This is a genomic window from Erwinia sp. TECH1, from assembly GCF_054057575.1.
In genome coordinates, this window is sequence record NZ_JBSRZK010000001.1 from 2,022,845 (window position 1) to 2,044,344 (window position 21,500).

General features: G+C 58.6%; 22 protein-coding genes. 9 read left to right on the forward strand and 13 right to left on the reverse strand.

The window, feature by feature from the left end:
- Positions 1 to 76 precede the first annotated feature (76 nt).
- Complete coding sequence (ychH, locus tag ACVWZ0_RS09525; protein ID WP_125289708.1) at positions 77 to 358, forward strand: stress-induced protein YchH; 282 nt, start codon at positions 77 to 79, stop codon at positions 356 to 358.
- Between the two features lie 71 nt (positions 359 to 429).
- Here ychH and prs read toward each other — a convergent pair whose 3' ends face one another.
- The 3 genes from prs to lolB form a co-directional block, all read right to left on the reverse strand.
- Entirely contained in the window at positions 430 to 1,377 is a 948-nt protein-coding gene (prs, locus tag ACVWZ0_RS09530; RefSeq protein WP_124232585.1) for a ribose-phosphate diphosphokinase, read from the reverse strand.
- A gap of 139 nt (positions 1,378 to 1,516) precedes the next feature.
- Entirely contained in the window at positions 1,517 to 2,374 is an 858-nt protein-coding gene (gene ispE, locus ACVWZ0_RS09535) for a 4-(cytidine 5'-diphospho)-2-C-methyl-D-erythritol kinase (protein ID WP_253461009.1), read from the reverse strand.
- A gap of 17 nt (positions 2,375 to 2,391) precedes the next feature.
- Positions 2,392 to 3,015: a lipoprotein insertase outer membrane protein LolB gene (gene lolB, locus ACVWZ0_RS09540; protein ID WP_253454501.1), complete on the reverse strand. Its 624-nt coding sequence runs from the start codon at positions 3,013 to 3,015 to the stop codon at positions 2,392 to 2,394.
- 217 nt (positions 3,016 to 3,232) lie between these two features.
- Here lolB and hemA point away from each other — a divergent pair, with 217 nt between their 5' ends.
- The 6 genes from hemA to kdsA are packed head-to-tail and all read left to right on the forward strand — an operon-like array spanning position 3,233 to position 8,533.
- Complete coding sequence (hemA, locus tag ACVWZ0_RS09545) at positions 3,233 to 4,486, forward strand: glutamyl-tRNA reductase (RefSeq protein ID WP_253454500.1); 1,254 nt, start codon at positions 3,233 to 3,235, stop codon at positions 4,484 to 4,486.
- 32 nt (positions 4,487 to 4,518) lie between these two features.
- The gene (prfA, locus tag ACVWZ0_RS09550) at positions 4,519 to 5,601 is read left to right on the forward strand and encodes a peptide chain release factor 1 (protein ID WP_253454499.1); all 1,083 of its coding nucleotides are present in this window, start codon (positions 4,519 to 4,521) and stop codon (positions 5,599 to 5,601) included.
- Entirely contained in the window at positions 5,601 to 6,431 is an 831-nt protein-coding gene (gene prmC / locus ACVWZ0_RS09555) for a peptide chain release factor N(5)-glutamine methyltransferase (protein ID WP_253454498.1), read from the forward strand. Before prfA ends, prmC begins: the two co-directional genes overlap by 1 nt.
- Positions 6,432 to 6,445: 14 nt before the next feature.
- Entirely contained in the window at positions 6,446 to 6,844 is a 399-nt protein-coding gene (locus ACVWZ0_RS09560) for a SirB2 family protein (protein WP_125289714.1), read from the forward strand.
- Positions 6,841 to 7,650: an invasion regulator SirB1 gene (gene sirB1 / locus ACVWZ0_RS09565; RefSeq protein WP_253454497.1), complete on the forward strand. Its 810-nt coding sequence runs from the start codon at positions 6,841 to 6,843 to the stop codon at positions 7,648 to 7,650. The genes ACVWZ0_RS09560 and sirB1 overlap by 4 nt, the downstream gene beginning before the upstream one ends.
- A 28-nt stretch (positions 7,651 to 7,678) precedes the next feature.
- Positions 7,679 to 8,533: a 3-deoxy-8-phosphooctulonate synthase gene (gene kdsA / locus ACVWZ0_RS09570; RefSeq protein ID WP_125289716.1), complete on the forward strand. Its 855-nt coding sequence runs from the start codon at positions 7,679 to 7,681 to the stop codon at positions 8,531 to 8,533.
- A 170-nt stretch (positions 8,534 to 8,703) separates the two neighbouring features.
- Here the strand turns inward: kdsA and chaA are convergent, their stop codons facing one another.
- On the reverse strand, positions 8,704 to 9,795 hold the full coding sequence (gene chaA / locus ACVWZ0_RS09575; RefSeq protein ID WP_253454496.1) for a sodium-potassium/proton antiporter ChaA: 1,092 nt from the start codon (positions 9,793 to 9,795) through the stop codon (positions 8,704 to 8,706).
- Between the two features lie 380 nt (positions 9,796 to 10,175).
- Between chaA and chaB the strand changes: the two genes are divergently transcribed.
- Both chaB and ACVWZ0_RS09585 read left to right on the forward strand, forming a co-directional pair.
- Positions 10,176 to 10,406 (forward strand): putative cation transport regulator ChaB, encoded by a 231-nt coding sequence (gene chaB, locus ACVWZ0_RS09580; protein WP_253454495.1) that lies wholly within the window; start codon positions 10,176 to 10,178, stop codon positions 10,404 to 10,406.
- Between the two features lie 244 nt (positions 10,407 to 10,650).
- On the forward strand, positions 10,651 to 11,328 hold the full coding sequence (locus ACVWZ0_RS09585; RefSeq protein ID WP_253454494.1) for a gamma-glutamylcyclotransferase: 678 nt from the start codon (positions 10,651 to 10,653) through the stop codon (positions 11,326 to 11,328).
- A gap of 9 nt (positions 11,329 to 11,337) precedes the next feature.
- On the opposite strand, the gene ACVWZ0_RS09590 is transcribed toward ACVWZ0_RS09585, so the two are convergent.
- The 9 genes from ACVWZ0_RS09590 to ACVWZ0_RS09630 form a co-directional block, all read right to left on the reverse strand.
- Positions 11,338 to 12,768, reverse strand: coding sequence for a serine/threonine protein kinase (locus tag ACVWZ0_RS09590; RefSeq protein WP_253454493.1), 1,431 nt, complete (start codon positions 12,766 to 12,768; stop codon positions 11,338 to 11,340).
- A gap of 51 nt (positions 12,769 to 12,819) precedes the next feature.
- Positions 12,820 to 13,767, reverse strand: a complete 948-nt coding sequence (locus tag ACVWZ0_RS09595) for a hypothetical protein (protein ID WP_253454492.1) — start codon at positions 13,765 to 13,767, stop codon at positions 12,820 to 12,822.
- Between the two features lie 12 nt (positions 13,768 to 13,779).
- Positions 13,780 to 14,553: a PP2C family protein-serine/threonine phosphatase gene (locus tag ACVWZ0_RS09600; protein WP_253454491.1), complete on the reverse strand. Its 774-nt coding sequence runs from the start codon at positions 14,551 to 14,553 to the stop codon at positions 13,780 to 13,782.
- Positions 14,550 to 15,707: a type VI secretion system-associated FHA domain protein TagH gene (gene tagH, locus ACVWZ0_RS09605; RefSeq protein ID WP_253454490.1), complete on the reverse strand. Its 1,158-nt coding sequence runs from the start codon at positions 15,705 to 15,707 to the stop codon at positions 14,550 to 14,552. Before tagH ends, ACVWZ0_RS09600 begins: the two co-directional genes overlap by 4 nt.
- Positions 15,708 to 15,741: 34 nt before the next feature.
- Positions 15,742 to 16,440 (reverse strand): type VI secretion system-associated protein TagF, encoded by a 699-nt coding sequence (gene tagF, locus ACVWZ0_RS09610; protein ID WP_253454489.1) that lies wholly within the window; start codon positions 16,438 to 16,440, stop codon positions 15,742 to 15,744.
- 17 nt (positions 16,441 to 16,457) lie between these two features.
- On the reverse strand, positions 16,458 to 18,563 hold the full coding sequence (gene tssM / locus ACVWZ0_RS09615) for a type VI secretion system membrane subunit TssM (RefSeq protein ID WP_253454488.1): 2,106 nt from the start codon (positions 18,561 to 18,563) through the stop codon (positions 16,458 to 16,460).
- Positions 18,563 to 19,780: a type IVB secretion system protein IcmH/DotU gene (gene icmH, locus ACVWZ0_RS09620; protein ID WP_253454487.1), complete on the reverse strand. Its 1,218-nt coding sequence runs from the start codon at positions 19,778 to 19,780 to the stop codon at positions 18,563 to 18,565. Before icmH ends, tssM begins: the two co-directional genes overlap by 1 nt.
- A 78-nt stretch (positions 19,781 to 19,858) precedes the next feature.
- Positions 19,859 to 20,347: an SH3 domain-containing protein gene (locus ACVWZ0_RS09625; RefSeq protein WP_125289727.1), complete on the reverse strand. Its 489-nt coding sequence runs from the start codon at positions 20,345 to 20,347 to the stop codon at positions 19,859 to 19,861.
- 500 nt (positions 20,348 to 20,847) lie between these two features.
- Entirely contained in the window at positions 20,848 to 21,393 is a 546-nt protein-coding gene (locus tag ACVWZ0_RS09630) for a YbhB/YbcL family Raf kinase inhibitor-like protein (RefSeq protein ID WP_253454486.1), read from the reverse strand.
- Between the last annotated feature and the right edge of the window lie 107 nt (positions 21,394 to 21,500).

Consider the following 21,500-nt stretch of genomic DNA (forward strand, 5'->3'; position numbering starts at 1 on the left):
GCAACGCATCCGCCAGCCATTGCATAAACTTATGGCACTAACCGCACAGGAATGCACTGGCATCTGGAGGTGACAAATGAAACGCAGACACGCTAATTTAACCGGCAACGCCCTGATGGTGATCGGCCTGGCCGTCATGGTAACCGGCATAGGCTATGCCGTACTGAATCAACTGCCGCAGCTACAGCTGCCGCAAATGCTGGTTAACGGCTCTATTTTCGCCATCTTTATCGGCGCGCTGATGTGGTTGGTCGGCGCCCGCCTTAGCGGCCGCGAAAAAATCACCGATCATTACTACTGGGTGCGCCACTATGGCGACAAGCGCTGCCGTCGCGCTTCGGGACACGGCCATCACTGATAGCCGGCTACGCCATAAAAAAAGCGGGACAGATAATCTGTCCCGCTTTTCGTTTAGCCGCAGCTATCCGATTAGTGCTCAAACATCGCAGAGATAGACTCTTCGTTGCTGATACGGCGAATAGCCTCCGCCAGCATGCCGGAGAGCGTTAGCGTACGCACGTTCGGCAGGGCTTTGATCTCTTCCGGCAGCGGAATGGTGTCGCAAACCACCACTTCGTCAATTACGGAATGACGCAGGTTTTCAACGGCATTGCCGGAGAAAATAGGGTGAGTGGCGTAAGCGAAGACACGCTTCGCGCCACGCTCCTTCAGCGCCTCGGCGGCTTTACACAGCGTGCCGCCGGTATCAATCATGTCATCAACCAGCACGCAGTCGCGGCCTGCCACGTCACCGATGATGTGCATCACCTGCGAAACGTTGGCGCGCGGACGACGCTTATCGATGATAGCCATATCGGTATCGTTCAGCAGCTTGGCGATTGCGCGGGCGCGCACCACGCCGCCGATGTCCGGCGAAACCACAATAGGGTTTTCCAGACCGATCTGCAGCATGTCTTCCAGCAGGATTGGGCTGCCGAAAACGTTATCAACCGGGACGTCAAAGAAGCCCTGAATCTGTTCAGCATGCAGATCCACAGTCAGAACGCGGTCAACGCCGACGCTGGAAAGGAAATCCGCGACTACTTTAGCCGTGATAGGCACACGAGCAGAACGCACGCGACGGTCCTGACGGGCATAGCCAAAGTAGGGGATAACAGCGGTAATACGACCAGCGGAAGCGCGGCGCAGGGCATCCACCATAACAACCAGTTCCATCAGGTTATCGTTGGTAGGTGCACAGGTGGACTGGATGATGAAAATATCACCACCGCGTACATTTTCATTGATTTGTACGCTCACTTCACCATCACTGAAACGACCGACGGCGGCGTCGCCCAGGCTAGTGTAAAGGCGGTTGGCAATACGTTGTGCTAGTTCCGGGGTGGCGTTACCAGCAAAAAGCTTCATATCAGGCACGAGAAGAACCTCAGGCTTTGCGTCCAGAGAATGAACATCTGCGTCAGCGGCACTGGGCGGTATACCGCTGACGGGTCCATACGGGTGTAATCGAGCGCCGCGCCGCTTCAGGAACAGGGTGAAGCGGTCGCCGCGGCTCTTATTGCTCGGAAAGGTAGCGGTGCAGCGGCGAGACGTTAACGCCTCGCGCAACAAAGCCCTGCCACTTTTTCAAAGCAAGCTCAGCCACCTGACGGGCAGCGGGCTCGGTGTCAAATTCAGCGAACACGCAAGCGCCGGTTCCGGTCAGGCGCGACGGCGCGTATTCTAGCAGCCAGGAAACAAGCTGTTCAACCTCGCGAAAACGTTTTCTTACTACTGGCTCACAATCATTGCGGTAATTATCCGCTAATAACTGGCTGATTTCCCTTACCGGCGTGTTGCGGATCAGTTCAGGATCGTTAAACACCACCGGCGTCGAGATGTGAACGCCAGGGTGGATCACCAGATACCATTTTTCTGCCGGGTTAACCGGCGTCAGCGTTTCGCCAACGCCTTCAGCAAAGGCGGCAAAGCCATGCACAAAGACCGGCACGTCCGCGCCCAGCCGCAGGCCCAGCGCCGCCAGCTCGGCAAAACTGAAGCCGGTTCGCCAGTAATGATTCAGCGCCACCAGCACGGTAGCGGCGTCCGAAGAGCCGCCGCCCAGTCCGCCGCCCATCGGCAGCCGTTTTTCTATAGCGATCGATGCGCCTGCGTTTTCCGGCAGGACGCCCTGCTGCCTGGCGCGCGTCTGCAACAGCCTGGCCGCGCGAACGATCAGGTTCTCTTCGTCCGGCACGCCGTCGACCGGCGTCAGCAGCGTAATCTGGCCGCTGCTGTCCGGCTGGATGCTTAACGTATCGCCATAATCCAGAAACTGGAACAGCGTTTGCAGCTCATGATAGCCGTCAGGACGACGGCCGGTAATGTAGAGGAATAAATTAAGTTTAGCGGGCGCGGGCCACTTAGCGACCACCGACTTAGCGACTGCCGTCATTTTACCGTCCAGCCATCCATTTTCAGCTTGATGCGCTGATCGCCTTCGCGCAGCTCCATATTGGCCGGCAGGGCAGGCTGCTGCTTGTTGTCATAGGCCTGATAGGTCACCGTCCACTGCTGGCCGTTACGGCTGTAGTTGACTTCACGCAGGCGATATTTATCGTCCAGCGTATAGTCGGTTGAGTCGCCCGGCAGGCCCATCATCCACTGACGCAGGCTGTTGAGCGGAATATCCATACCGGTCAGCTGCGAAATCATCTTCTCGGCGTCGTTGCTGGTATAGCGCTTGCCTTTATTGTCGACCAGCTGTACCACGCTGCCCTGTGCGTCCAGCTGGAGTTCGGTGCTGCCCAGCGGGTTGGTCAGCAGCAGACGATAGCGATCCGGCGCGGTTTGCTGCCAGTTGAAACGGGCGTAGACCTTTTGCTTGTCGGACAGATAGGCAAAAGCGCCGCGCGTCTGGTACTGGGTGATTTTTTCGACAGCCTGCTGATGCTGCTGCCACTGTGGCGAGGTGACGCTTTGTCCTGGCCCCTGGGGTTTATTAACGCTACAGGCAGCCAGCAGCACGCTGGCAAGCGGAAGAAGCCGCAGCAGGCGGCGATTCGACATAAACATGGGGACTCCTCAGACTCCGTTCAGGCGCTGACGCGCAAAGTAACCGTTCAAACTATCGACCGCCAGGGGCCGCGTCAATACTCAATTTGTCCTGTTTCGTGCTGAATAGCTATATCAATCGCAGCGAACGGCGAATGTGGCTTTTCTTGATCTCGCGCATCTTGTAGAATGCGCCTCACAAAACCCTATCAACAGTGGGATCTCCCAGACCTGACTCATGACGTTGCTGGCACTCGGAATAAATCATAAAACGGCTCCTGTGGCTCTGCGCGAACGCGTGACGTTCTCGCCGGATACGCTGGATCAGGCTCTCGACAGCCTGCTTGCTCAGCCGCTGGTACAGGGCGGCGTCGTGCTGTCTACCTGTAACAGGACCGAGTTATACCTTAGCGTTGAACAACAGGAAAACCTGCAGGAACAGCTGGTGAAATGGCTGTGCGACTATCATCAGCTCAGCGCCGATGAAGTGCGTAAAAGCCTGTACTGGCACCACGATAACGAAGCCGTCAGCCACCTGATGCGCGTCGCCAGCGGGCTGGATTCGCTGGTGCTCGGCGAGCCGCAGATCCTGGGCCAGGTGAAAAAAGCCTACGCCGATTCGCATCGCGGCCACACTATCTCCAGCGAGCTGGAGAGAATGTTCCAGAAATCCTTCTCTGTCGCCAAGCGCGTGCGCACGGAAACCGATATCGGCGCCAGCGCCGTTTCCGTGGCCTTTGCCGCCTGTACGCTGGCGCGGCAGATCTTTGAGTCGCTGTCCACCGTCAACGTGCTGCTGGTCGGCGCGGGCGAAACCATCGAGCTGGCCGCGCGCCATCTGCGCGAGCATAAAGTGCAGAAGCTGATTATCGCTAACCGCACCCGCGAACGCGCCCAGAAGCTGGCCGACGAGGTTGATGCCGAAGTCATCAGCCTGGCGGAGATCGACTCGCGTCTGGCAGAAGCCGACATTATCATCAGTTCTACCGCCAGCCCGCTGCCGATTATCGGTAAAGGAATGGTGGAGCGCGCGCTGAAACAGCGCCGCAATCAGCCGATGCTGCTGGTGGATATCGCCGTGCCGCGCGACGTCGAGCCGGAAGTGGGCAAGCTGCCTAACGCCTATCTCTACAGCGTGGACGATCTCCAGGCGATTATCGAAAGCAACATGGCGCAGCGTAAAGCGGCCGCCGTGCAGGCGGAAACTATCGTCGTGCAGGAAAGCGACGAGTTTATGTCGTGGCTGCGCGCGCAGAGCGCCAGCCAGACCATCCGCGAGTATCGTTCGCAGGCCGAGCAGGTGCGCGCCGAGCTGGAAGAGCGCGCCCTGGCGGCGCTGGCTCAGGGCGCGGATGCGCAGGCCGTGCTGCGTGAGCTGGCCCATAAGCTCACCAACAAATTGATCCACGCCCCAACCAAATCCCTTCAGCAGGCCGCCCGCGACGGCGATGACGAACGCCTGCAGATTTTACGCGACGGCCTGGGGCTGTAGCGTTTTTACCTCTTTATATACAGGGAATATTCATGAAGCCTTCTATTGTTGCCAAACTGGAAGCCTTGCAGGAACGCCACGAGGAAGTCGAGGCGATGCTGGGCGATGCTGGCGTGATTGCCGATCAGGAGCGATTTCGCGCGCTGTCGCGCGAGTATGCGCAGTTGACCGATGTCAGCCAGTGTTTCCGTCGTTGGCAGCAGAATCAGGAAGATATCGCCGCCGCCGAAGAGATGCTTAACGATGCGGAAATGCGCGATATGGCGCAGGAAGAGCTGAAAGAGGCGCGTGAGGCCAGCGAGCAGCTGGAGCAGGAGCTACAGGTGCTGCTGCTGCCGAAAGATCCGGACGACGAGCGCAACTGCTATCTGGAAGTGCGTGCCGGCACCGGCGGCGACGAAGCGGCCATTTTCGCTGGCGATCTCTTCCGCATGTACAGCCGCTATGCGGAATCGCGCCGCTGGAAAGTGGAAGTGATGAGCGCCAACGAGGGCGAGCACGGCGGTTATAAAGAAGTGATCGCCAAAATCGTCGGCGAAGGCGCCTACGGCCGCCTGAAGTTCGAGTCCGGCGGCCATCGCGTGCAGCGCGTGCCGGAAACGGAATCGCAGGGCCGTATCCACACTTCCGCCTGTACCGTTGCGGTGCTGCCGGAAGTGCCGGAAGCCGAGCTGCCGGATATCAACCCGAGCGATCTGAAAATCGATACCTTCCGCTCATCGGGCGCGGGTGGCCAGCACGTTAACACCACCGACTCCGCTATCCGTATTACCCACTTGCCGACCGGCATCGTGGTGGAGTGTCAGGACGAGCGTTCGCAGCACAAAAACAAAGCCAAGGCGCTGGCGGTGCTGGGTTCCCGCATTCGCGCGGCCGAAAGCGCCCGTCGTCAGCAGGAAGAAGCCTCAACGCGCCGCAACCTGCTGGGCAGCGGCGATCGCTCCGACCGCAACCGCACCTATAACTATCCGCAGGGTCGTATTACCGATCACCGCATTAACCTGACCATCTACCGTCTGGACGAAGCGATGCAGGGCAAGCTGGATATGCTGATTGAGCCTGTGGTGCAGGAGTATCAGGCAGACCAGCTGGCCGCCCTGTCCGAGCAGGAGTAATGGAGATTCGCCAGTGGCTGAAAGGAGCCATTACCGAACTGGCGGGCAGTGAAAGCCCGAAAAGAGATGCGGAGATCCTGCTGGGCTTTGTTACCGGCCGCTCCCGCAGCTGGCTAATCGCCTTTGACGAGACGGCGCTGACCCAAAGCGAGCAGGATCGTCTGGCTGCGCTGCTGGCTCGCCGCGTTAACGGCGAGCCAATTGCTTACCTGATCGGCGAGCGTGAATTCTGGTCGCTGCCGCTCAGCGTTTCCCCCGATACGCTTATACCCCGGCCGGACACCGAGCTGCTGGTGGAGCAGGCGCTGGCACATCTTCCTGCCGAACCGGCGGCGGTACTGGATCTGGGCACCGGCACCGGCGCGGTTGCGCTGGCTATCGCCAGTGAACGGCCCGACTGTCGCGTCACCGGCGTCGATCGCATTCAGGGCGCCGTTGAGCTGGCGCAGCGCAACGCGCAACGTCTTGGCATCCATAACGCCGCTTTTCGCCTCAGCAACTGGTTCAACGCGCTGGCGGGCGAACGTTTTGCCGTTATCGTCAGCAATCCTCCCTATATTGATGAAGCCGACGAACATCTGCGGCAGGGCGACGTGCGTTTTGAGCCGCAAAGCGCGCTGGTGGCGGCGGATGGCGGCCTGGCTGATATCCGGATTATCGCCGCTCAGGCGGGAGAGGCGCTGCTGCCCGGCGGCTGGCTGCTGTTAGAGCATGGCTGGCAACAGGCGCAGGCCGTGCAGGCGATCCTGCGGGCGGCCGGTTTTGTTAACGTCGCCACCGCCCGGGATTATGGCGGCAATGACCGCGTGACTTATGCGCAAAAACCCTGAACGAGGGAAAATAAATGGCTGACTGGTACAGTGCTGTAAAAAATTTGCATCTGCTGACGGTAATCCTTACCGCCACGCTGTTTCTGCTGCGTTTCTTTTGGCTTCAGACCGGCTCAGGGATGCTGCAAAAGCGCTGGGTACGCATCGTGCCCCATCTTAACGACACGCTGCTGCTGCTTTCGGGCGCGATGCTGGTGGCGATAACGCACTTTTATCCCTTTACGCCTCAGGGCGCATGGCTGACTGAAAAGCTGTTTGGCGTTATTATCTATATCGCGCTTGGCTTTATTGCTCTTGGGCGCAAACCACGCGCGCAAAAAACGCGCTGGATAGCTTTTATCGTGGCGGCCGCGATGCTGGTAATGATTTACCATCTGGCCACCACAAAAATGCCATTGTTGGGGAATGTATGACGTCGATAGCAACTGAAGAAGACACAGCGACCCCGCTGTGCGAGGCGGTAATTGCGGCCACGCTGGCCATCCGTCCTGAGTTTCCTGCTGAAGACGTGAAGAAGCAGCTGGCGGAGCTGGTTAAAGAAGCGCGCGCCACCATTCCATTACAGCTGGAGCAGGATTTGCAGCTGGAGAAACTGATTGAGCTGTTCTGGCAGCGTTGGGGCTTCGGCGGCGCGAGCGGCGTTTACCGCCTGTCCGACACGCTGTGGCTGGATAACGTGCTGAAAACCCGCCAGGGCACCGCCGTCTCGCTGGGCGTGATCTTTTTGCATATCGCTCACGAACTCTCGCTGCCGCTGATGCCGGTGATTTTTCCCACGCAGCTGATTCTACGGGCCGACTGGATTGACGAAGAGATGTGGCTGATCAATCCCTTTAACGGCGAAACGCTGGATGAGCATACGCTGGAAGTGTGGCTGAAGGGCAATATCGGCCCGGTTGCTGAACTGTACGACGACGATCTACAGGAGGCCGAGCCGCAGCTGGTGCTGAACAAGATGCTGGATACCCTGAAAGCCGCGCTGATGGAAGAAAAGCAGATGGAGCTGGCGCTGCAGGTCAGCCAGGTGCTGGTCAATATGGACCCGGACGATCCTTATGAAATCCGCGATCGCGGGCTGATTTTCGCGCAGCTGGACTGCGAGCACGTGGCGGTAAGCGATCTGACCTATTTTGTTGAACAGTGCCCGGAAGATCCGGTCAGCGAAATGATTAAATTACAGATCCATTCGATTGAACAGAAACAGATCACGCTGCACTAATCTGTTAAACAAAGAATAAGGCGAAGAGATGAAACAAAAAGTCGTTAGCATTGGTGATGTTAAGGTTGCAAACGATCTGCCGTTCGTGCTGTTTGGCGGTATGAACGTACTGGAATCGCGCGATCTCGCTATGCGTATCTGTGAGCACTACGTCACCGTGACCCAGAAGCTGGGCATCCCTTACGTGTTTAAGGCCTCGTTCGACAAGGCTAACCGTTCTTCGATTCGCTCCTATCGTGGGCCGGGTCTGGAAGAGGGCATGAAGATTTTTCAGGAGCTGAAGCAGACCTTCGGCGTGAAAATTATCACCGACGTGCACGAAGCCAGCCAGGCGCAGCCGGTGGCCGACGTGGTTGACGTGATCCAGCTGCCTGCTTTCCTGGCGCGTCAGACCGATCTGGTGGAAGCGATGGCGAAAACCGGCGCGGTCATCAACGTCAAGAAGCCGCAGTTCGTCAGCCCTGGTCAGATGGGCAACATCGTTGAGAAGTTCGCGGAAGGCGGCAACGAGAAGGTTATCCTGTGCGATCGCGGCGCGAACTTCGGCTACGATAACCTGGTGGTGGACATGCTGGGCTTTAACGTCATGAAGCAGGTTTCCAACGGTAGCCCGGTCATTTTCGACGTGACGCACGCGCTGCAGTGCCGCGACCCGTTTGGTGCCGCTTCCAGCGGTCGCCGTGGTCAGGTTACCGAGCTGGCGCGTGCCGGTATGGCGGTCGGCCTGGCGGGGCTGTTTATCGAAGCGCATCCGGATCCGGCCAATGCGAAATGCGACGGCCCGTCCGCGCTGCCGCTGGACAAGCTGGAGCCTTTCCTGATGCAGATTAAAGCGATTGACGATCTGGTGAAAAACTTCCCGGCGCTGGATACCAGCAGCTGATAAAAATCAGGCCGGCTGCCCCGAGGGCGCCGGCCTGAACAGCTAACCTGTTAATCAATTCGCCTCACATCCTGTCACCGCAGATCTGCGAGTCACGCCGTATCTCATACCTTAACCGCAGAGTCGTTATCCGCCTTTCCCTCAGGCCGCGATATCTTGCGCCGTAACGCCTACAGCATCACCGTCATCAGATAGCCGATAAACAGCGCCAGATGCGCCGCGCCGTTCAGCACGTTGGTTCTGCCGGTCGAAAAAGAGATCTGACACAGCAGCAGCGAGGCCAGCATAATCACCATGTGCGGCGGCTCCAGGCCGAAAATCAGTTCCTGGCCGGTGAGCGTGGCGATAATGGTTACCGTAGGCACGGTCAGCGAGATGGTGGCCAGCACCGAGCCGAAAAAGAGGTTCATCGCACGCTGCACCTGATTCGCCAGCACGGCTTTAATAGCGCCCAGGCCTTCCGGCGAGAGGATCAGCAGCGCCACCAGGAAACCGGTGAACTGCTCAGGCGCGTTCAGTTCGGTCAGCAGAGCGCCCAGCGTATTGGAATCCATTTTGGTGACGGCAATCACGGCTACCAGGTGCACCAGCAGCCAGCAGGTATGCCAGACGCTGGAATGGGCGGACGGCTTGCCGTGATGCGGGTCGTCGCCCTCGTCCTCATGCTCATAAACGAACAGGTTTTGGTGCGTTTTGGTCTGGATCAGCAGAAACACGCCGTACATCGCGGCAGAAATGGCGGAAATCAGCAGCGCCTGGCCAGCGCTGAAATTGCCTTCCGGCAGCGCGTTGGGGAAAACCAGCACCAGCACGGCCAGCGGGAAAATAGCGATCAGATACTGCTTTACGCCCGCCAGATTAACGTACTGGGTGGCAAACTTGCGCCCGCCCAGCAGCAGCGCGAAGCCCACCAGCCCGCCGGTTACGATCATCACGATAGAGTAAAGCGTATCGCGCATCAGCATCGGCGCCGCATCGCCCGTCGCCATCAGCGCGGAAATCAGACTGACTTCCAGGATCACTACGGAGAGGCTGAGGATCAGCGAACCGTAAGGCTCGCCGAGGCGGTGCGCAAGCACATCCGCGTGTCGCACCACGCTGAACGCGCTGCTAAGGATAGCCACCAGCGCCAGCAAATTAATGCCGATGATGGCCGGTAAAGATTCTGAGGCGCCCCAAAACCACAGGATAACCAGGGCCGCGAGCGGCAGGACCAGGGATGATTCTTTATGACGTGTTCTGACGCTTTCTTGCGCGCTCATAGGCAATATTTCCTTTTCTGACCGTCCAACTGCGAAACAGACGCAACCATTGCTGTGTGCATTGATTATATAACAACCGCCCGCAGTGTAACGGCAGTAAGGTTAACTGATGGTAAACTTTACATGATTTTACCTGAATAACCTGATAATTATCCGGGCTGGGCTTAACTCTGCATCTCCCTTTAATTATCTTGATTCGCAAAGTTTTTTTTATCACTCTTTGCTTTTTATCATGACGATTAAAGCGGATATTCATCAATTTTACCGAGATAAAAGACTGTTACGTAATAGTTATTATATGACCTCAATGAAAAGAGGTAAGTGGCATCCGCGGCGATTTTGTTCCAGGCTTAAAACGTCTGATAACAAGGAGATCGATAATGCCATACCGTTCAAGAGAATCCCTGCCTGACAGCGTCAAAAACGTGCTGCCCGCTCACGCGCAGGACATTTATCAGGAGGCGTTTAACAGCGCCTGGGATGAATACAAAGAGAAGAAAGATCGTCGGGGCGATGAGTCGCGCGAAGAAGTGGCGCACAAGGTGGCGTGGGCAGCCGTTAAAAACCAGTATGAAAAGGGCGACGATGATAAGTGGCATAAGAAGCATTGAATGCCGTGGGGCTGCTCGTCGCGGGCAGCCTCGTCTGTGCTCGCCGTCACCCCTGATTTTTCTCCGCCGTCACCCTGAAGTTCCCCGTTATGCCGCCGATGATAAACCTAAGGTAAATTTATTCTTTTGTGACGCGCTTCAAACTTGATCGGCACGCCTGAAATGACTTAAGGTCAGGTAAGCGTAACGACACATTTATGTCACAACAAATGCAGCAGGGAACGGGCAGTAGCGGAGAGGGCGAATGTTAACAAGAGACTTCCTGGCCAAAGCAGATTGTAAAACGGCCTTTGGCGCCATTGAGGAATCGCTGCTGTGGAGCTGCGAGCAGCGAGCGGCCTCGCTGGCGGCTACCCTGGCCTGCCGTCCCGATCACAGTCCGGTGTGGATTTTTGGCTACGGTTCGCTGATGTGGAACCCGGTATTCGAGTCCGATGAGGTAGCGGAAGGCACGCTAAACGGCTGGCATCGCGCGTTTTGCCTGCGGCTTACCGCCGGACGCGGCACCGCCCAGCAGCCGGGGCGGATGCTGGCGTTGAAAGAGGGCGGCAGCACCACCGGGCTGGCCTTCCGCCTGCCGGAAGCGAAGCTGGCCGAGGAGCTGGAGCTGCTGTGGAAACGCGAGATGGTTACCGGCTGCTACCTGCCGACCTGGTGCGAGCTGAAGCTGGCCGACGGTCGCAGCGTGACGGCACTGGCCTTTGTTATGGATCCGCGTCACGCGCTGTATGAGGCCGACTCCTGCCCGCAGACTATCGCGCCGCTGATTGCTCAGGCCAGCGGGCCGCTGGGCACCAACGCGCAATATCTTTTTTCGCTGGAGCAGGAGCTGAAAAGGCGCGGGCTTTATGATGACTGCCTGACCGATCTGGTTCAGCGCGTCCGCGATCTTCAGGTCTACCACAACGACCTGGCCGGCTGAGCCGCGTCCTCAGGAGCCGGGATTGATCAGCCAGGTGCCCGGTTTATCAATATCCAGCTGCTGAGTATGCACGGCAGAATCGGCAGCGTGGACCTCAATAGTATAATGTCCCGCAGACAGATTAAGCGCGGCGTAACCGCTGGTATTCGGCTTCGCCTCGACAGGTTTGCCGTTCAGCATTACCGTTTCGCCGCTGGTCAGCTTGAGATAGACCGTGGCGATGGTCGGCTTGTCCGCAGGCGTGACGGCGGTCGATGGCGTCGCGCCTCCGGCATTATCGGCCGCAGCAGACTGTTCCGGCGCGGAAGCGTCATCGCCATGGTTAAGCGCGACGAGCAGCCCGATCAGCGCCAGTAGCGCGACGCCAGCGGCAATCATCAGCGGTTTCGCCAGTTTGTGGTGGCGTAGCGAGGCATACTCCGCACTGGCCGAGGCGGGCGCCACGGTAATAGCTGGCGGTTCCGGCTGCACTTCCGGCGTCACGATTGGCGTCACGATCTCTTCAGGCACCCTGGTCACGCTGGTCACCAGCTCTTCTACCGTACTCACCGGCAGCGCAATCAGCGCGGCAAACTCATCGACAGTCTGCGGACGATCCTGCGGTTTCATCGCCAGCGCGCGGTCAATCGCATTCAGCAAAGGCAGCGAAAATCCTTCAGGGCGCAGCTGGGTCAGCGGCTGGTAGCGATCCTCGATACAGCGAACCACGCTGACCGGCGGCGGACTGCCGGTCACCAGCGTATGCAGCACCGCGCCCAACGCATAAATATCCGTCCACGGCCCCTGATCGCTGTCGCTCTCTTCGCTGTACTGCTCGATAGGCGCATAGCCTGGCTTAAGCATGATTTCCGTCTGGTCGGAAAGGTTGCCGATGGTCTTGCGGGCGGAGCCGAAGTCCAGCAGCACAGGCAGCTGGTTATCCTGGATCTGAATATTGTCCAGCGAGATATCGCGATGCAGATAGCCCGCCTGATGGATGGTGTCGATAGCGCCGAACAGCGGCGGCAGCAGCTGGCGGATCCAGGCATCGGTCAGCGTTTCAGGGCTGCCCAGCTGCCACTCCTTTAGCGTCATGCCGCTGTAGTACAGCGTGCCCATATAGGCGGTGCCGTTTTCTTCCCAGAAGCGCAGCACGTGCAGCAGGCCGGGATGGTTAAACCGGGCCAGCAGGCGGGCTTCCTGGATAAAGCTGTTCAGCCCGGCGGTAAACAGTTTCTGATAGCGTTCGCCGCGCAGCGCGATAGTCAGGTTCTCATCGCGCGAAACCAGCGATACCGGCAGATACTCTTTAATAGCGATGGTGCGTTCCAGCAGATGATCCCAGGCGCGATAGACAATGCCGAAGCCGCCGCCGCCGATAACCTCTTTGATTTCAAATTCGTTAAAACGGTGCCCGGCCGGAAGGGCATTGGGCACGTTTTTCTTATCGTTTGCCGACATAGTAAACACTCTCTAAGCGTTAGCGACTTTTCACCCTGCGGGAAAATGCAGTCAGTTAACGGTGCGCCAGGCGCCAATAGCCGGATCGGCCAGATCTGCATGCAGGTCGTTCACCAGCAGCACATTTATTTTCACTTGCGGATTGGTCAACGCGCCCCACGTTTTGCGCAGCGCCTCAACGCGATTTTTCAGCAGCGCGGCATCGTTCGCCTGGCTTTTGCTCATTTTCACCAGCAGCGCGCCTTCAAAAGACCAGACGTGCAGCTGCGGATTAAACGTCAGCAGCAGCCAGCTGTCCGGCGCGCTCTTTTTGGCCACGACCAGGCGCTGGTTATTCGCGGCGACGATAGTCAGCTCGCCCGGCGACGGGTGCAGGTTACGTAAAGGGAAGCCCTGATAAAACTGTACGGGGATCGCCTGGGTCTTGCCGTTGCTGGCCAGCGTCAGTTCGCTTTTGCCTTCCAGCCAGCCTTCCGTGGAGCAGCTAAGATGGCGGGCATCCGGAATAAACAGCGACTGGCCTCGTTCGTCCCACCAGGTGCGGAAGTGGCAGCCGCCCGGCAGATCGAAATGCTGCAGCGGCGCGCTGTTGGCAGGCTGCGACAAATCCAGCGGTTCCGCGTTGCTGGCGGTGGCCGCAGCGGTGCCGTCGGCAATAACGATCGGCCGCCAGTTTTGCACTTTTGCGGCGGTGCCGGAAGCGAGCACCGAGCCCGCCTCGTTGGTCATCTGCCACGGCAGCTCGCTCAGCTTGCCGCATTGGTTATTCAGCAGCTTGCCTACGCGCGGCAAAAAAGTGTTGAGCACGTTCGACTCTTTGCTTTTGCCCGAGACGATGCGCAGAGGGATATTCTCCTGACACCAGTCCTTCGGCGCATTACTTTCCACGTTATCGATAAAGACTTCCAGCGCCAGGCTGGGAGAATAGACCACGCGGTAGTCTTCCGCCTGAGCGGTAGTTGCAAACAACAGTGTGACAGCCGGCAACCAGAATTTCATAGCGTTCCTTGGTTAATCACGCGACGGAAGAAAGCGAGCGGAATCCGCCATCGATTGTAACAGGGTGGTATCCTGCGGCGAGCCAACCCAGACAGCTACCGCGCTTAAATTATCTTTTTTCTCGCTGCGATTGATCGCTTTATGCATCAGCGCCAGCCATTCATGGGGCGAGCTGACCATGCGCAAAGCCTGCTCCATCTCGCCGGGCTGCAAATTGCACCAGAAGCCGTCGGTGCAGACCAGAAAGACGTCGCCATCCTCCAGCGGCATCACTTCACTGTAGCTGACGGGCTGTGTCCCTTCTGCGCCAAGAGCATTATAAAGTAAGTTACTGTTAATGCCGGTATTATCTACACCAGCATCCTTTAGCTGCTGGGCCAGGCTATGGTCGCGCGTCACAGAATGGATAAACCCGCGGCGGAAGTGGTAAACCCGGCTGTCGCCCGCGTGCGCCCACCAGGCCAGCTGCCGATCGCGGTCGATAAACAGGGCCGCCAGCGTGGTGCTCATCCGCTCAAAATTCAGATTTTTCCTTTGCGCCAGGCGGATCGCTTCTTCCGCATCCTCCACCCATGCTTTGCTGTCGCAGGCGGTAAAAGGACGATCGTCAGCGTGCGTCAGCAATACGTCGCGGGCGATGCGGGCAGCCTGTTCGCCGCCAGCCGTGCCGGCAACGCCGTCGCAGACCAGAAAACACGCTGAGTGCTCACCTACGCGCGCGCCGGTTTCATCCTGATTACTCTCACGCGCGCCCGTTTGCGACGTGGAGGCATGATTTATTTTCATTCTTGTTCCGGTCTGATTTGCGAATCTTTGTACTGATTCACTTCCATATCATAGGCCTGTAGGAAAGCGTCGCCAAAAAGGGTATGAAAATCATCCTCAATTTCGCCAGAGGTATTTTGATAGTGACGCAAAAAATAGTCCCACAGGGCGGCTTTTTTTATGGCGCTGAGGCCAATGCGCGGCAGATTGCCGTCGCGGCGGGCATGATCCTCCAGCCGCTGCGGATTAAACGATTGCAGCATGGCGGCGATAATCGCCCGGATCCCGGCAATCATGCCCAGCTGGTGCGCCTGCAAATCGACCAGCGCATCGCGTACCGCCTGTTCAGGCGGCATAAAACCCGGCATCTGGCTCTGATAGATCTGCATCAGCACCGTTTTGCCCGACGGCAGGATCTTGAACGGGTTATTGGCCTCGTTCAGGATCATGGTCATTTCCGCCTTCACGCCGCGCTTAAGGATCGAGCGGGAAGAGAGCAGGGCGACGGTGCCTTGCGAAAACAGGCTCAGCATTCTGCCCGTAGTACGCATCTGTTCTTCGGTAAAAGGCGGTTTTCCCGGCCCGCTTTCCAGCCCCATCCCTTCCATCAGCGCGGCCAGCAGGCGCTGCTCGTTGCTTGCGCCGGCGGCGCGTTCGGCCTGGGCAGGCTCGTGAGCGACAGGATCGATACCCAGGCGGGCATCGCCGGGACGGTGCTGCTGCCGCACGGGCGAAGGTTCGCGCTCCACCGGGACGACAATCGGCACCTGTTCGTTCAGGATCCCCAGGGGATCTTCCGGCAGCGCCCGATCCTCGGTAAACAGCGTCAGCGGGTCAACGTCGCTGAAGGGCTTTTCTTCAATGCGGGTAGGATCGCTCACCGCAATCTGATAGTCACCGATCCCCAGCAGATCGCCGTGCTGCAGCAGGATCTGCTTACCGCGCGCCAGCGGGACATGGTTATGTAAAATCGCAATCACGCTGCCATGATTGGTCAGCCTGCACTCGCCGTTCCCGGCAACGTGCACCACGGCCTGAAGACGTGAAATCGCGCGTTCGCTGTCTGGCAAAACCAAATCGTTATCTACGCTTCGGCCTATTGTGCCGCCGGGCGGAGCAAAATCACAGACGTTAACGGGCGCCTCGGTTTTGCTCTCAACAAGGGTAAATCGCATGCGCTTTTCCTGAAACCTGGGTCATTCGGTCACCCTATTCAAACATCGGTGGATAGAGTCCATGACGACCCGGCTGCGCTACGGCGGCCGGGTCAAAAAGTTGTGTAAAGAGCCGGGCGGTAAGATTACCGCTGTGTTTATGGCTGGCTAACGGATAGCCGTCGCTTTGGTTAGTCCACCAGTAACTGGTATAGCGCATAGGGTCAAAACGGTTGGCTACCTCATGCCAGGCCAGCGTGCAGGGCAGATCCTGATAGCCGATCACGTCCATAATATCGGAGCGGCTGGTATCGGGCAGCGACAGCGGCGGCAGGCTCAACAGCGCCTGCTCAAGCTGGGCCGGCGTACAGGTTTGCGAAACCGCGTGATGAAGCGCTTCGCCCAGCGCCCGAAACCAGTCGCCGGAAACGGCAAGCTGCGCCGGATGCCAGTGGCTGACCGGCACGCTCTGTAGCGCCAGCAGGGGCCAGCTGCGGCCAACGCGATCGCGCGAAGGTAACAGGCAGCCAATCTGTACCCGCTGTACGCCAAGCGTGGCGGGCAGGGCGAAATTCCAGACGGGCGCGCGGCTAAAGAGTTCGCCTACGGCTTCGCCATGCTGATACCAGTGCGATAGGCCGAGCTGGAACCAGTTTGACCAGCTGGCCACGATGGGTTCAGGCAGACGACGCTGTAAAAAATCGCCGGTGCCCGGCAGCTTGCCGTACCAACCCAGCTCGCTTTTTTCCGTCATGGTTATCCCCTTTCCCGCTAAGGGTTCGTGGCCTGAACCGACGAACCAGAGGTTGCCGCGGTGCCGGCGTCCTGCTTGCCCGCGCTGTCAATACTCACGGCCAGCTTGCGCATAATCAGCGCGTTGTCTCTGACAAACGGCGAGGTCTGGATCTGGCGATCCAACAGCTGGCTTAAATGCCAGTCCAGCTGCTGAAGCTGCCGGGTCGTTACGCTGGCGGGTAGCGTTCGCTGCAAATTCTGCATCACCCAGCCGCGTAAGAACTCGCCATCGTAGCTGCGCGGCTGATAAAGCATCTGGTAAGCGCGCAGGGCGTTGCGGCTGAAATCGCTGTCGTCGCCCTTATCATTACGCAGCGCCTCGGTAATATTCTGCGCCACTCGCGGCAGCAACAGCGTCTTTAGCGCATTTTGATAAAAGCCCAGCGCGGCCGTGCCGATCTGGTCACCACGGTAAAGCCCCGCCCGCATACTCAACGGCGGATCGTCCAGCGAGAAGCTGTCGCTTTGCGGCAGGGCAACCAGGCTATTTAAGAAGGGTAGCAGATCCAGGATATCGCCGGTGTTATTGTTCACCAGCCGCTGCGCCTGCTTATCAACCGGCTCAAGGCGGGCCTCCACCTGCTGCAGATAGCGCTGATTTTTATAATAACTGGTGGTCCAGAACAGCGTAGCGATCAGCAGCGCCAGCGCCAGCGAGGCGTAGCTGGCCCAGTGCAGCAGCCGATTACGGTGTTCCCAGGTGCGATCGCTGCCGGCAAGGCCGCTCTCCTGGAAAATCAGATCCCTGAGCAGGGAATGGATAAAATAGCTTTGCCCTTTATTAGCCGGGATCGGCGCGTTGCGGTGCACCGTATCCCAGCTGGCGATAGAGTGGCTGGTGGCCTGCGGTAGCTGTAGCTTGCGCGTCAGCTCGCCCATAATGCGGTCGAAAGGCAGACCCTCCTGCGTGCCGCTGGTGAAAAACAGGCCGCGCGGCGCCCAGGGCAGGCCGTCTTTTTCCGGCGCAAAGACGATCTCCAGATACTCCGCCAGCAGGGGCCGCAGCGAGGCAAACTCCTGCGGAAACAAAAAGCAGTCCGCGCGCTGGGTCAAATCGCTCTCTTTTGCCATTTTTCCGGCCAAATCGGCCTGAAGGCGTGCCGTCAGCTCGCGGAACTGCCGGTCAAACTGCGCGCCAATGGTCGGTTCGCTGAGGCGATCGGGCTCCCACGGGAAGGTAAAGCCCCAGATCCCGTCGCGCTGGCTTTTATCCAGAGAGCCGTTGTAGCTCATAAATCCTTTCAGCAGATCGGTTTTGGTCACCATGACATACACCGGAAAGTGAATGCCGGTCTGCTGGTGTAGCTCTTTCATGCGGCTGCGCAGTGCGGTTGCCTGCACGTAGCGCGCGTCGGCCGAATCGCTAAGCAGATCGGCCACGCTGATGGTCATGATCACGCCGTTAATAGGCTGGCGGGCGCGGTAGCGCTTCAGCAGCGAGATAAAGGTTTGCCATTCGCTGGCGTCTCTGGCGCGCTGACTCTCCTGTAGCGTATAGCGTCCGGCGGTATCCAGCAGCACGGCTTCTTCGGTAAACCACCAGTCGCAGTGGCGGGTGCCGCCTACGCCGCGCAGCGCGCTTCTGCCCAGCGTGTCGCCCAGCGGGAACTCCAGTCCGGAATTCAGCAGCGCCGTGGTCTTACCCGCGCCCGGCGCGCCGACGATGATGTACCAGGGCAGCTGATAGAGATACTGCGCGCTAAACCGTTGCAGCCAGCCGCGATGACGATTGCGGCCGGGAAAATGCTTTTTCTTCAGCAGAGTCGCCGCCTCGCTGAACAGCGCGCTGAGCAGCTCTTCCGCCGCCGCCTGCTCGGCGTGGTCAAGGTTATATTTTTGCAGATTGTTCAGCAGCTTGCTGTTAAACCAGGCGCGATAAAGCTGGGGGATCAGCTGGAAAAGGATCCACAAAAAATAGCACAGGCCAATGGCTATCTGGCGGTTAATGCTGCTTTCCAGCCAGTGAATATCGTTCAGCGACAGCAGCGGCCCGGTCATCCAGATCAGCGCGCAAAGCGCCGTAATGCCGAAAAAGCCCCACAGCAAGCGGCTGGAAAAAAGAGAAAAGAGAAGGGAAGGCATCAGTATTTCTCCGCCTGACTGGATTGGACTTCAGGTGCCGGTAACAGCACGATTTCTACCCGACGATTGCGCGCCCGGTTTTCGCTGCTGTCGTTGGGCAGCAGCGGATTGCTGTCGCCACGGCCTTCGCTGCGGATAAGATGATTCGGCTCCAGCATCTGCTGACGCATCAGCGCGCTGACGGTGTGGGCCTGCGCAAGCGAATATTCATAGTTAGAGGCGAAATGGGCGGAGCGCACGGGCTGATTATCGGTATAAACGCTGACCAGCACGGTGCCTTTGATATTGTCCATGGCGGCCGAAACGCGAGTGATCAGCGCGCGGCCTTCAGGCAGCAGATCGCTGCCCGCTGGGCGGAAAAGCTTATCAGAGGCGATAATGACCTTGCTGCCGTTAGTGCCGTCGGCCACGTCGAGCTGCCGTGCCGCAATCAGGTCGTCCAGCCGTTGCCGCAGATCCAGCAGCGCCTGAGCCGAACTGCTACGGGCAATTTCGTTACTGGGCAGCGGCGTTTCCCAAATGGCACGCAGCAGCGGTTCAGCGGCATTGCCCAGCCGCCAGTTAAGCCCCGAGTAGATCAGACCGGCGAGAAAAGCGGCCAGCGCCACGCTGGCCCAAAGCGGAACCGGCGGACGCCACAGCGTATTTTGCCCGACGGGTTGCTGCGGCTGCGGCTGCATGGGCGGCGGCAGCGCGCCGCGCGTGTCGGTAATCAGCTGGGCCAGACGGGTGCGGATAGCGTCGCGCTGCAACCGGCCTTGCTCTACCGCGCGGTAGCGGCCTTCATAGCCCAGCAGCAGGCAATAGTGGATGGTTTCAAGCAGCCACAGGTGCTGCGCTGGCGTCTGCGAGATGCGGGACAGCAGCTGAAACACTTTTTCGCCGCCCCAGCTTTCATTATGAAACGTCACCAGCAGGCCATTGCCTGACCAGACGCCGCGCGTGCCCCAGGGCGTCTGGGCCGCGGCCTCGTCCAGCGCGCTGCACAGGCAGTAACGGGCGCCGATAATCATATCGAACGGCAGGCCAGCCTGTTTACAGCGCGTCTCAAACTGGCGGATCTCATCCACCAGCTGTTGGCGCAGGCCAGCGGGATCGTCATGGGTTGCCGCCAGGCGGATCTGCACAATTGCGTTCAGCAAAGGCGCGGCGGCGGCGAGTAGCGGGTTTTCCTGGCTGACGGTGGCAGGCGCGTCAGCATGGTGTTCCGGGGTCATCAGGCTTTACTTTCTCATCCAGGTGGCGGGCAAGGCGCCTTTTGCTTTCTCTGAGTGGGCGATCCCTGCGGACCGCGCCTATTCCAGGATCCAGGTGGCCGTGTCGTTATTGCGACAGGCTTTGCTTTGTCCGCCGACGTCAACGCACACTTTTTTGGTTTTGCGCGGGCGTGGCCGATCGCTACGCAGCGTGGCGTCATAAAGTTCGCTTTTCACGCCGGCTTTGAAAGGTACGTAGCCGATCAGCTCCTGTTGGTCCGGTTCGGCGATAGCCAGCCAGTGGTTTTCCACCTCGCCCAGCACGGTGAAAGGCTTGCCGTTTTCCAGGTAGCGAACCAGACTGCCGCCGAAATCAGGACGGTTCATAACGGAAGCGTTGTACAGCGCCCGATAGGTTTCATTGACTGGCGTAAAGGATTGAGGAGCCTGGATCGCATGACGATGCGTCAGGGTCACGCCGTCGACGCTGGAAGTGACCAGCGTATCGTCCGTGACGGCAGGAGCAGGAGCCTTACAGGCCGACAGGGCGAGCGCTGCCAGCAGAGTTAACGCGATGCTTATTTTCACATTGATCCTCGTGAATATCGTCAGTGGTTACGGCTACAATCCACTCTTCACGGACGGCAGGGCCGCCACGTGAAAATCATTCTGTTTTACAGAAAGATAAATTTGTATTTAGTCTACATGACGCTTTTGAGAATGGGAACAATTGCGAACGGGGGCGTAACATGTTATTGACAGCCGCCCGGCGATATTGACCCGTTTAGCGGAATAAAGTGCCCGAATATTGCCTGTTCCTCTTTTTCAAACAGGTGAATCGAATGCGCGTTAGCGGCGCCTTTATTCCTCTCTCATCGGGCTAAATCCTTCCTGCCTGGTTACTGCATTAAAGGCTGCCGATCCGCAGGCTATAAGTGACGCTGTCACTTTAGGTCGCCATGGCACAACGGCGGCTGACCGTGCCGGCACGCCTGGCGCATCATACTAACCGCGCCGGAGTGCCTGGCTCGCAATGGCAATCCTTACGGGATAAAGCATACCGGAGCGTACGCGCTCAACGCTCACGGTTAACCGTTGCCAAAACGTCCAATCAGGCCAGCGGCGCCCAGCGTATGGCCCTTCAGTCGGCTAAACAGCGCCTCGCGCGTTAAGCCCTGCTCCAGTCCGTTTGCCGGTAAATCGGTGGCGATCAGCGTGAAGTTATAATGATGCTCGCCGCTGCCGACCGGCGGGCACGGGCCGTGATAGCGCAGACTGCCCGGCGAATTTTTCCCGCCCGTATAGCCTTTGCCGCTGGTCAGCTCGCCCTGGGCAAAGCTGGTGCGCTGAAAAGGAATGTTGTAGGCCACCAGATGATCGACGCCCAGCCCCTTAGCGCCTACAGGATCGGTCACCACCAGCGCAAAGCTTTTGGTGCCTTCAGGCGGGTTATTCCAGCTCAGCGCCGGCGAAATGTTTTCTCCCGTACAGCTGGCGTTGCCTTTGGCGGCGCCGGCGAATTTTTTCGCCATCAGCGCGTTATCGTTAAAGTCGGGGGAGCTGAGCGTAAAAACCGGGGCGGCAGACGCGGACGCGGCCGTCAGCAGCAGCGCTGCGAGCAGACTTTTTTTCATCAGAGGTTTCCGGGTTAAGAGGTTAGCGCAAAGTCTGGTTGATAATTCGCCGCTCTGCCAGCAGGCACGGCGGGTGCCGCTGACAAAATAAAAGTGTTAAGCTAGTT

What these genes read in the sequence shown, in the direction of transcription:
- tssM (WP_253454488.1), bottom strand. Translation starts at nt 18,563, where the DNA reads ATGCCTTCCCTTCTCTTTTCTCTTTTTTCCAGCCGCTTGCTGTGGGGC.
- tagF (WP_253454489.1), bottom strand. Translation starts at nt 16,440, where the DNA reads ATGACGGAAAAAAGCGAGCTGGGTTGGTACGGCAAGCTGCCGGGCACC.
- ACVWZ0_RS09590 (WP_253454493.1), bottom strand. Translation starts at nt 12,768, where the DNA reads ATGTCGGCAAACGATAAGAAAAACGTGCCCAATGCCCTTCCGGCCGGG.
- lolB (WP_253454501.1), bottom strand. Translation starts at nt 3,015, where the DNA reads ATGTTTATGTCGAATCGCCGCCTGCTGCGGCTTCTTCCGCTTGCCAGC.
- prmC (WP_253454498.1), top strand. Translation starts at nt 5,601, where the DNA reads ATGGAGATTCGCCAGTGGCTGAAAGGAGCCATTACCGAACTGGCGGGC.
- chaA (WP_253454496.1), bottom strand. Translation starts at nt 9,795, where the DNA reads ATGAGCGCGCAAGAAAGCGTCAGAACACGTCATAAAGAATCATCCCTG.
- hemA (WP_253454500.1), top strand. Translation starts at nt 3,233, where the DNA reads ATGACGTTGCTGGCACTCGGAATAAATCATAAAACGGCTCCTGTGGCT.
- ACVWZ0_RS09585 (WP_253454494.1), top strand. Translation starts at nt 10,651, where the DNA reads ATGTTAACAAGAGACTTCCTGGCCAAAGCAGATTGTAAAACGGCCTTT.
- kdsA (WP_125289716.1), top strand. Translation starts at nt 7,679, where the DNA reads ATGAAACAAAAAGTCGTTAGCATTGGTGATGTTAAGGTTGCAAACGAT.
- chaB (WP_253454495.1), top strand. Translation starts at nt 10,176, where the DNA reads ATGCCATACCGTTCAAGAGAATCCCTGCCTGACAGCGTCAAAAACGTG.
- ACVWZ0_RS09595 (WP_253454492.1), bottom strand. Translation starts at nt 13,767, where the DNA reads ATGAAATTCTGGTTGCCGGCTGTCACACTGTTGTTTGCAACTACCGCT.
- ACVWZ0_RS09630 (WP_253454486.1), bottom strand. Translation starts at nt 21,393, where the DNA reads ATGAAAAAAAGTCTGCTCGCAGCGCTGCTGCTGACGGCCGCGTCCGCG.
- prfA (WP_253454499.1), top strand. Translation starts at nt 4,519, where the DNA reads ATGAAGCCTTCTATTGTTGCCAAACTGGAAGCCTTGCAGGAACGCCAC.
- ACVWZ0_RS09560 (WP_125289714.1), top strand. Translation starts at nt 6,446, where the DNA reads ATGGCTGACTGGTACAGTGCTGTAAAAAATTTGCATCTGCTGACGGTA.
- ACVWZ0_RS09600 (WP_253454491.1), bottom strand. Translation starts at nt 14,553, where the DNA reads ATGAAAATAAATCATGCCTCCACGTCGCAAACGGGCGCGCGTGAGAGT.
- sirB1 (WP_253454497.1), top strand. Translation starts at nt 6,841, where the DNA reads ATGACGTCGATAGCAACTGAAGAAGACACAGCGACCCCGCTGTGCGAG.
- ychH (WP_125289708.1), top strand. Translation starts at nt 77, where the DNA reads ATGAAACGCAGACACGCTAATTTAACCGGCAACGCCCTGATGGTGATC.
- tagH (WP_253454490.1), bottom strand. Translation starts at nt 15,707, where the DNA reads ATGCGATTTACCCTTGTTGAGAGCAAAACCGAGGCGCCCGTTAACGTC.
- icmH (WP_253454487.1), bottom strand. Translation starts at nt 19,780, where the DNA reads ATGACCCCGGAACACCATGCTGACGCGCCTGCCACCGTCAGCCAGGAA.